This window comes from Methylomagnum sp. (assembly GCF_054333355.1).
Map to the genome: position 1 here is coordinate 1 of NZ_JBTEKS010000211.1, position 7,825 is coordinate 7,825.

11 protein-coding genes are annotated in these 7,825 nt (G+C 58.8%); 1 reads left to right on the forward strand and 10 read right to left on the reverse strand.

Annotation, left to right across the window (positions count from 1 at the left end):
* From ACXWUF_RS14860 to hslV, 9 genes are all read right to left on the reverse strand, one after another.
* The coding region (locus tag ACXWUF_RS14860; RefSeq protein ID WP_458495432.1) for a helix-turn-helix domain-containing protein at positions 1–476 on the reverse strand (476 nt) is incomplete at its 3' end.
* A complete protein-coding gene (locus tag ACXWUF_RS14865; protein ID WP_458495433.1) occupies positions 460–1,395 on the reverse strand; it encodes a Dam family site-specific DNA-(adenine-N6)-methyltransferase in 936 nt (311 codons plus the stop codon). The genes ACXWUF_RS14865 and ACXWUF_RS14860, both read right to left, overlap by 17 nt.
* Before the next feature lie 44 nt (positions 1,396–1,439).
* Positions 1,440–2,084 carry a ubiquinone biosynthesis accessory factor UbiJ gene (locus ACXWUF_RS14870; protein WP_458495434.1) on the reverse strand — a complete coding sequence of 215 codons (645 nt, stop codon included), beginning with the start codon at positions 2,082–2,084 and terminating at the stop codon, positions 1,440–1,442.
* 2 nt (positions 2,085–2,086) lie between these two features.
* On the reverse strand, positions 2,087–2,833 hold the full coding sequence (ubiE, locus tag ACXWUF_RS14875; RefSeq protein ID WP_458495435.1) for a bifunctional demethylmenaquinone methyltransferase/2-methoxy-6-polyprenyl-1,4-benzoquinol methylase UbiE: 747 nt from the start codon (positions 2,831–2,833) through the stop codon (positions 2,087–2,089).
* Positions 2,834–2,909: 76 nt separating this feature from the next.
* Entirely contained in the window at positions 2,910–3,221 is a 312-nt protein-coding gene (locus ACXWUF_RS14880) for a type II toxin-antitoxin system PemK/MazF family toxin (protein ID WP_458495436.1), read from the reverse strand.
* A gap of 208 nt (positions 3,222–3,429) precedes the next feature.
* Entirely contained in the window at positions 3,430–3,639 is a 210-nt protein-coding gene (locus tag ACXWUF_RS14885) for a hypothetical protein (RefSeq protein WP_458495437.1), read from the reverse strand.
* 27 nt (positions 3,640–3,666) lie between these two features.
* Positions 3,667–4,026 carry a gamma-butyrobetaine hydroxylase-like domain-containing protein gene (locus ACXWUF_RS14890; protein ID WP_458495438.1) on the reverse strand — a complete coding sequence of 120 codons (360 nt, stop codon included), beginning with the start codon at positions 4,024–4,026 and terminating at the stop codon, positions 3,667–3,669.
* Positions 4,027–4,070: 44 nt separating this feature from the next.
* The gene (hslU, locus tag ACXWUF_RS14895; RefSeq protein WP_458495439.1) at positions 4,071–5,411 is read right to left on the reverse strand and encodes an ATP-dependent protease ATPase subunit HslU; all 1,341 of its coding nucleotides are present in this window, start codon (positions 5,409–5,411) and stop codon (positions 4,071–4,073) included.
* Positions 5,408–5,971, reverse strand: a complete 564-nt coding sequence (hslV, locus tag ACXWUF_RS14900; RefSeq protein ID WP_458495440.1) for an ATP-dependent protease subunit HslV — start codon at positions 5,969–5,971, stop codon at positions 5,408–5,410. Before hslV ends, hslU begins: the two co-directional genes overlap by 4 nt.
* Positions 5,972–6,198: 227 nt before the next feature.
* On the opposite strand from hslV, the gene ACXWUF_RS14905 reads away from it, so the two are divergent.
* Positions 6,199–7,398, forward strand: coding sequence for a class I SAM-dependent rRNA methyltransferase (locus ACXWUF_RS14905; protein WP_458495441.1), 1,200 nt, complete (start codon positions 6,199–6,201; stop codon positions 7,396–7,398).
* Between the two features lie 237 nt (positions 7,399–7,635).
* Here the strand turns inward: ACXWUF_RS14905 and ACXWUF_RS14910 are convergent.
* Positions 7,636–7,825 (reverse strand): hypothetical protein (locus tag ACXWUF_RS14910; protein WP_458495442.1); only part of this gene is annotated, 190 nt, incomplete at its 5' end.

Sequence of the window (7,825 nt, forward strand, 5' to 3'; positions counted from 1 at the left end):
TTGGCGCGATTGGCGGAACCCGACAACAGCATGAATTGCTCCGGGTCCAGCTTTTCGTCCATGCCGTCGCCATCGACTTCATAAGGAATGCGATGGTCGATTTGCAGTTCCCGTTCGTCGGTATCTTCCAGGTAGATGAAACACTTACAGCCATATTTCGCAACAAGGGCTTCTTTAATTTTCTTGGAAAGTCCGGTGCGGCCCGCTAATTTCCTAAAACGCTTGCCATCAGAATTCCCGAAACGATACGCGGCTATTTTCCTGCCATCGCTGCCGGTCACACGAAAAGTTTCCAAAGGAATACCGTGTTCCTTAACGTCTCTGACAGCGCGGGGTGGATGGTTATATCCGTACTTCTCTTTTAATTCTTCCGTGGTGATATGACCATGCTCCAAAATATGATCTATGACCGTTTTCGGACGCTTCGCCTTGACCAAACGGCATAATTCGAGAAACTCCTCAGATAGCGCTTGCATACCCGGCGGAAGTCTCGAATATTGTTAATTGGTGGGAGGAAGGTTTGCGATAGTCAAAGGACTTGATAGATAGTCTTTTAGTCAAAGCGCGTGATAAATATAAAGATTCGTAAGTAACTTCTTTTCTGCCCAATAAAGTGGCTTGGCTGGAAGTCCCCGCTTCGATTTCAATATGCGCCAAGTCAAGGGACGTTGGAAGAGATTCGCCAAACCGCTTGTCACCGCAGCGCCCGTCGTAACTCACGATATAGGCGATATTCCGGGAATTTAGCTCGTCAAGGGCGGCGACAAACTCCACGTTATCTATCCCAGAATAATACCGGGCATCCCGGTTGCCGCAAACGCCTTGATAGGGCGGGTCCATATAAACCAAATCGTCCGCACGCGCTTGGGATAATATCTCCCGGTAATCCAAGGCTGAAAAAATAACCTTACCTTTAAGGAGTCGCGAAACCCCCAGAATATTGGCCCGCATGGTATCCGGGCGGGTGCCTAGTCGGCGCTTGTCCGGGCTTTGGTTCAATAAACCTTCGGAGTTATAACGCACCGCGCCTTTGACGCAGCGGGCCAGCAAATATAGGAATAACCGGGGGTCTTGGCTGCGGTTGAAATCATCCCGGACTTGGTAATAATGCCCCACAGAATCGCCTGTTTGCTGTTTCCAAAGATTTTCGTAGGAATCCGCCATGGCTTCGGGAGAGCCAACTATTAGCGCCAATAAGTCAGCCAAAGGCTTATTCAAATCATTGACGATATAGCTTTGCGCTAATCCCCGCGCCGCCGTGGCGATGGTCATGGCGGCAGAGCCTGCAAAGGGTTCCAGCAGACGGTTAATCGACTTGGGGTAATAGCCCAGAATCACAGGGGCGAGATTCCGCTTGCTGCCTTGGTATTGAATGGGATGCGGGGGATTTTTCATGGTGACATTAACCACAACTGGAAGCAGCCGAGCCGAACAGCCGGTTAAGTATTCGGGGCCGACAATTCCGCCGCCGCTTGCTCCAACCGCCGAATCCGCGCATCCAACCGATCCCGATCATTGCGCAGTGCATCCACGTCGGCGCAGAACGCCTTCGCCTCGGACTGGGTGGGCAATTCGCGGGTTTCTTCCTGCCAGAATTCGGCGAGATCGGTGCGGAGCGTGTCCACGGTGTCGCGGGTCCAGAGCGCGCCAGAGCGCAGCCAATCCAGCGCCGTCGCCGCCACCACCGGGCCGGTGCAGGGGGCCAGCAGCGCTTCCCAGTTGATGTCCAGTTGGTCGAAGAGATTTTGGAAATGGCGGGCCGTGTTCATATCGCCCTGCATTTCGATGTCGCCCGCCGCGAGGCTGTCCCGCACCGAGCCGCCGAAATGCAGCCGGGTGAACGCCGCCAAGGTGCCGGTCAGGCGCACATCAGGTTCACCGGAAAACTCGCCAAGCACCTGTAGGTTGGTGGCGGTGGGGCAGAGGTAGAGCGTCCCGAAAGGTTGTAGCTTCAGGGCGATGACCTTGCCCGCCAGCGGGGCCAACAAGTCTTGGCGGTTGGGGGCGAGGGCGAGATAAGCGCCGATGGCGCTTTCAAGGGTTCCGGCCAGGGTGCCAGCCAGCAACGGGGACGGGCCAGCCATGCTCACACCTTGTAGCCGCGATGGATGGCGACCACGCCGTGGGTCAGGTTGAAGTATTCGCAGCGCTCGAACCCGGCCTCGCTCATCATGGCCTTGAGCTTTTCCTGGTTGGGGTGCATGCGGATGGATTCGGCGAGGTATTGGTAGCTGTCGGCGTCGTTGGCGACCAGCTTGCCCATCATCGGCAGGAACTTGAACGAGTACAGGTCATAGGCTTTTTTGAGCAACGAACCCTGTACCTCGGAGAACTCCAGCACGATGACCCGACCGCCCGGTTTAAGCACCCGGTGCATGGACTTGAGGGCGTCGTCCTTGTGGGTCACGTTGCGCAGGCCAAAGGCGATGCACACGCAGTCGAAGGAATTGTCGGGGAACGGCAGCTTCTCGGCGTCGATCTGGGCATAGTGGACACCCTCGGCTACGCCGTCGTCGATGAGCCGGTCGCGGCCCCGCTTGAGCATTTCGGCGTTGATGTCGGATAGGACCACATGGCCCTTGTCGCCGACTCGCTCGCGGAATAGGGCGGTCATGTCGCCGGTGCCGCCCGCGAGGTCCAGCACTTTCTCGCCGTAGCGGACGTGGCTGAGTTGGATGGCGATGCGCTTCCAGATGCGGTGGATGCCCAGCGACATCAGGTCGTTCATCAGGTCGTATTTGCCCGCCACGGAATCGAAGACGGAGCGGACCAGTTTGGCTTTGTCGTCGGTGGGGACTTCGCGGAAGCCGAAGTGGGTGGTGTTGTCGGTCATGGGGTGTCTCAGAAGGTTTTGATCGTTCCCACGCTTGGCGGGGGAATGCCGTCTTGGCCGCTCCTGCGGCCCGTGATTACAGCTTCATTTGCTGATTCCACGCGGTTCGGGCGGCCTCTGTATCCTGAGGTGACAGTACACCGAGGCGCCGCCGAATAATGGTTTTTTCAATGGTGACGATCCGATCTAGCCGTGCAATAGAAGGCTTTAGCAGGCCAGATGTTTCCCAATCCGCGAGCGCAATATCTAACGGTCCTGCATACAAAGCAGAGGTAATTCGACAAACAACATTATCGCGATCACGGTCGAAAAGTACGAGGGCCGGGCGAGCTTTGCTATCAGCCCCAGAAGAAAAAGGAAACTGACAGAGGATGATTTGTCCGAACATGGTTGCACCGTCATGGAGTTAATTTGGGATTGATTAGTAACTATAAGCGCTGAATCGGAATAGACGTAAATATTCATGTTCCTCGCGAACACTCATTATTTATTTCTATTCCATTTCTAAAGAGGTCTTTATTGCCTAATTGGATAGGCAATATTTAAAATATATAACTAAATCAAAGTATGCTTAACTCAGTGACGGTGCAAATATATCAAAGTAATGATTCGTAAATTGCGTCTTCTTCCGTGTCGTCACGGAGGAATTGTTCATAAGTCCCTAAACGCCATTCCGTATCGTTGGATTCGTCTGTGAATAGAATGACGCGAGCCTTGCCAGTTTTGGGCAGCTGATCAGCAATATCGGCAGGGATTTCCAATATGGCCTTATTCGTCAAAGTGGTTGTGAATTCAATTGCGTTCATAATCGCCCTACTTGGGTTTAGTGACCGTTAGGATTGCCGAGACACCCCGGCGACTGCCAACTTCGCCAAATATTCCCCCCACAACGCTTCTTGCGTCATACCCAATTCGTATAAATACTCCCAGGTATAAATCCCGCTATCGTGCCCATCGTTGAATACCGGGGCGATGCCGTAATTACCCACCGCCCGCAGTTCGGTGATGGACACATTCTCCTTGCCGGTTTGCAAAGTTTCCTGGCCCTTGCCATGGCCCCGCACTTCGGCGGAGGGGGAGAAAACCCTAAGAAACTCGCAGGGCAGTTCAAAGTGGCAGCCATCCTCGAAGGCGATTTCGAGGATACGGGATTTTTTGTGTAGTTTGATGTCGGTGGGACTGGGGGTATTCATACATATTTCCAAAACCTAGCGTGTAGGTCGGGCTTAAGCCCGACCTACAGAATGTATCGGCTTAGATCCTCGTCTTTGGCGAGTTCGCCCAAATGCTCATCCACATAGGCCGCGCCGATGGTCACGGCTTGCCCGGCGTGGTCGGGCGCTTCGAAGGAAATGGTTTCCAGCAGCCGTTCCAGCACCGTGTGCAGCCGCCGGGCGCCGATATTCTCGGTGCGCTCGTTCACTTCCCAGCTAATCTGGGCGAGGCGCTCGATGCCGTCCGGGGCGAAGCTCAGGTTCACGCCGTCGGTGCCGAGCAGGGCGGTGTATTGCTCGGTGAGCGAGGCGTCCGGCTCGGTCAGGATGCGGACGAAATCCCCGACTTCGAGGGCGCTCAGTTCCACCCGGATGGGGAAGCGGCCCTGCATTTCCGGGATGAGGTCGGAGGGCTTGGACAGATGGAAGGCGCCCGAGGCGATGAACAGGATGTGGTCGGTCTTGACCATGCCGTACTTGGTGCTGACCGTGCAGCCCTCGACCAGCGGCAAGAGGTCGCGCTGCACGCCCTCGCGGGACACGTCGGGGCCGCCGTATTCGCCGCGCTTGCAAATCTTGTCGATCTCGTCGATGAACACGATGCCATTCTGCTCCACCGATTCCACCGCCCGCAGCTTGATGTCCTCCTCGTTGATCATCTTGGCGGACTCCTCCTCCTTCAGCACCTTGAGCGCGTCCTTGATGCGCAGCTTGCGGGTCTTGGTGCGCCCGGAATGGAGGTTCTGGAACAGGCTCTGCAACTGGCTGCTCATTTCCTCCATGCCGGGCGGGGCCATGATTTCCACGCCGACGGCGGCGGCGCTGAGTTCGATGTCGGCCTCCTTGTCGTCCAACTCGCCGTTGCGGAGCTTCTGGCGGAGCTTCTGGCGGGTGGGCGATTCCGGCGGCGGTGTTTCCTCGTCATCGGTCTCGCCAGTCCACGGCGACACACCCGGCAGCAGGGCATTCAGGATGCGTTCCTCGGCGGCTTGTTCGGCCCGCTCCTGGACCTTGTTCATTTCGGTCTGGCGGCTCATCTTGACCGCCGCGTCAACCAGGTCGCGGATGATGGATTCCACGTCGCGCCCCACATAGCCCACCTCGGTGAACTTGGTGGCCTCGACCTTGATGAACGGCGCGTTGGCGAGCTTGGCGAGGCGCCTTGCGATTTCGGTCTTGCCGACGCCGGTCGGGCCGATCATGAGGATGTTCTTGGGCGTGATTTCCTCGCGCAGGCCCGGCTCGACCTGGGTCCGCCGCCAGCGGTTGCGGAGGGCGATGGCGACGGCGCGTTTGGCGTCGGCCTGGCCGACGATGTGCTTGTCCAGTTCGTGAACGATTTCTCGCGGGGTCATGGTGGTCATGCTTGCTCGTGGGGGTCCGATTGCAGGTCCAACTCTTCGACGGTCAGGTTGCGGTTGGTGTAGATGCAGATGTCGGCGGCGATGTTCAGGGATTTTTCGACGATCTCGCGGGCGCTGAGTTCGGTGTTCTCCAACAGGGCGCGGGCGGCGGACTGGGCGAAGGGGCCGCCGGAGCCGATGGCGATGAGTCCGTTCTCCGGCTCGATGACATCGCCGTTGCCGGAGATGATGAGCGAGGCCTTGCTGTCGGCGATGGCGAGCAGGGCTTCGAGGCGGCGCAACATGCGGTCGGTGCGCCAATCTTTGACCAATTCGACAGCGGCTTTCGTGAGATTGCCGCGCTGCTTCTCCAACTGGCCCTCGAAGCGCTCGAACAGGGTGAAGGCGTCGGCGGTGGCCCCGGCGAAGCCCGCCAGCACCTTGCCGTGGTAGAGGCGACGCACCTTGCGGGCGTTGGCCTTCATGACGGTATTGCCCAAAGTCACCTGGCCGTCGCCGCCGATGACCACTTTATCGCCCCGGCGGACGGAGACGATGGTGGTGCCGTGAAAGGTTTCCACTGAATTTCCCGACTGATTGAAAACGCGGAATTGTACATCATTGCCCATCGGCCCGCCCTGCGGCCTGTCATTGCCGCCAGGACAATCGCGCTATGCCGGGAGCGGCTGTGTTCTCCCCTCTCCCAAGGGCGAGGGGGCGAAAATCACATGGCGCGATTGCCCTGCAATTGCCGCCGTTGGTGCCATAATTGAGTCCATCCATTTTGGTGCGACTTAATTTTAATTTTATGACCGCTTTGCCCCGACTCCGCCTTAAGAAAAATGAAGACCGCCGCCTGCGTGGTGGTCATCTATGGATTTTCAGCAACGAAGTGGACACCGCCGCCACCCCGCTCAAGGCGTTCGCCGCCGGGGATTTGGCGGTGCTGGAGAGCAGCCGTGGCGAATCCCTCGGGCTGGCCTACGTCAATCCCGATTCGCTGATTTCCGCCCGCCTGTTATGCCGCGATATTCACGCCAACATCGACCCAGCCTTTTTCATCCGGCGCCTGGAGCGGGCGCGGGAACTCCGCGATTGGATCTACGACCGGCCCTATTACCGGCTGGCCCATGGCGAGAGCGACGGCCTGCCGGGCACGGTGATCGACCGCTTCGGCGACGTGTTCGTGGTGCAGACCAACACCGCTGGGATGGAGCGCTTGCAGGAGCCGTTGTTGGCGGCCTTGGAGCGCCTATTCAAGCCCCGCGCCGTGGTGCTGAAAAACACCTCGGGCCTGCGGACCCTGGAGGGACTGGAGACCTACACGCGGATGGCGGTGGGCGAGTCGGTCGGGCCGGTGGAGATTGAGGAGAATGGTGCCCGCTTTCTGGTCGATCCCATCGGGGGCCAGAAGACCGGCTGGTTCTTCGACCACCGGGACAACCGGGCGCGGCTGGCGAAGCTGTGCCGGGGCCGGAAGGTGCTGGACCTGTTTTCCTACACCGGCGCGTGGAGCGTTCAGGCGGCGCTGGCGGGCGCGGCGCGGGTGGATTGCGTGGATGCTTCTCAAGCGGCGTTGGATTTCGCTAGGGAGAACGCCCGGCTCAATGATGTGGCCGACCGGATGGACTTCGTGAAGGACGATGTGTTCGATTTCCTCAAGCGGGCCAGGGAGGAGCGGCGCCATTACGACGTGGTGGTGCTGGACCCGCCCGCCTTCATCAAGCGGCGGAAGGACTTGGCCCACGGGGTGGAAGCCTATCGGCGGCTCAATCAGGCGGCGTTGCAAGTGCTGGCTTATGGCGGCGTGCTGGTGTCGGCGTCCTGTTCGTTCCATCTGCCCAGGGAAACCCTGCACGATCTGCTGCGGAGTTCGGCGCGGCATGTGGACCGCCATCTGGTGTTCTTCGCGAGGGGTGGGCAGGCACCGGATCATCCTATTCATCCGGCCATCCCGGAGACGGATTATTTGAAGGTGTTCTTCTGCTTCGTGGAGCAGAGCTTGTAATCCGAAAGGTGGGTTTCGTGGTGGGCATGGGTGCGTGCCCACCCTGCGGGGCTTCCCCCGAATCACCGTGAGCGGTCCCTTCGACTTCGCTCAGGCAAGCCTTAGACCGCGACAATTCCGCGCCTGACCGTGGCCTGAAGGCCACTCCCACAACCGTCGGCGTCTCTCAGGAAATTGTTTCGGCCAAGGTCTTAAGTTAATGGCGGTGAAGCAGGGCTTGGGAATCGGCGGAAAAGCCTAATTTGGCGTAGGCGAGGGCGCGGTTGTTGCCACCGCCGGGGCGGGTTCGCCGCCCACCCAGGACCGCGCGAGGTCGCGCCCGGCGGGCAGGCCGAACAAAGCGCCAACCATCAGCGCGGCCAGCAGGAATCCAACGGCGGCGCCTCCCAGTATGGCCGGTATCAGGGACGGCTTTTCCGGCGGGCGT

Coding starts and splice junctions, on each gene's coding strand:
- ACXWUF_RS14890 (WP_458495438.1), bottom strand. CDS start 4,026: ATGAATACCCCCAGTCCCACCGACATCAAACTACACAAAAAATCCCGT.
- ACXWUF_RS14870 (WP_458495434.1), bottom strand. CDS start 2,084: ATGGCTGGCCCGTCCCCGTTGCTGGCTGGCACCCTGGCCGGAACCCTT.
- ACXWUF_RS14880 (WP_458495436.1), bottom strand. CDS start 3,221: ATGTTCGGACAAATCATCCTCTGTCAGTTTCCTTTTTCTTCTGGGGCT.
- hslU (WP_458495439.1), bottom strand. CDS start 5,411: ATGACCACCATGACCCCGCGAGAAATCGTTCACGAACTGGACAAGCAC.
- ACXWUF_RS14865 (WP_458495433.1), bottom strand. CDS start 1,395: ATGAAAAATCCCCCGCATCCCATTCAATACCAAGGCAGCAAGCGGAAT.
- ubiE (WP_458495435.1), bottom strand. CDS start 2,833: ATGACCGACAACACCACCCACTTCGGCTTCCGCGAAGTCCCCACCGAC.
- ACXWUF_RS14905 (WP_458495441.1), top strand. CDS start 6,199: ATGACCGCTTTGCCCCGACTCCGCCTTAAGAAAAATGAAGACCGCCGC.
- ACXWUF_RS14885 (WP_458495437.1), bottom strand. CDS start 3,639: ATGAACGCAATTGAATTCACAACCACTTTGACGAATAAGGCCATATTG.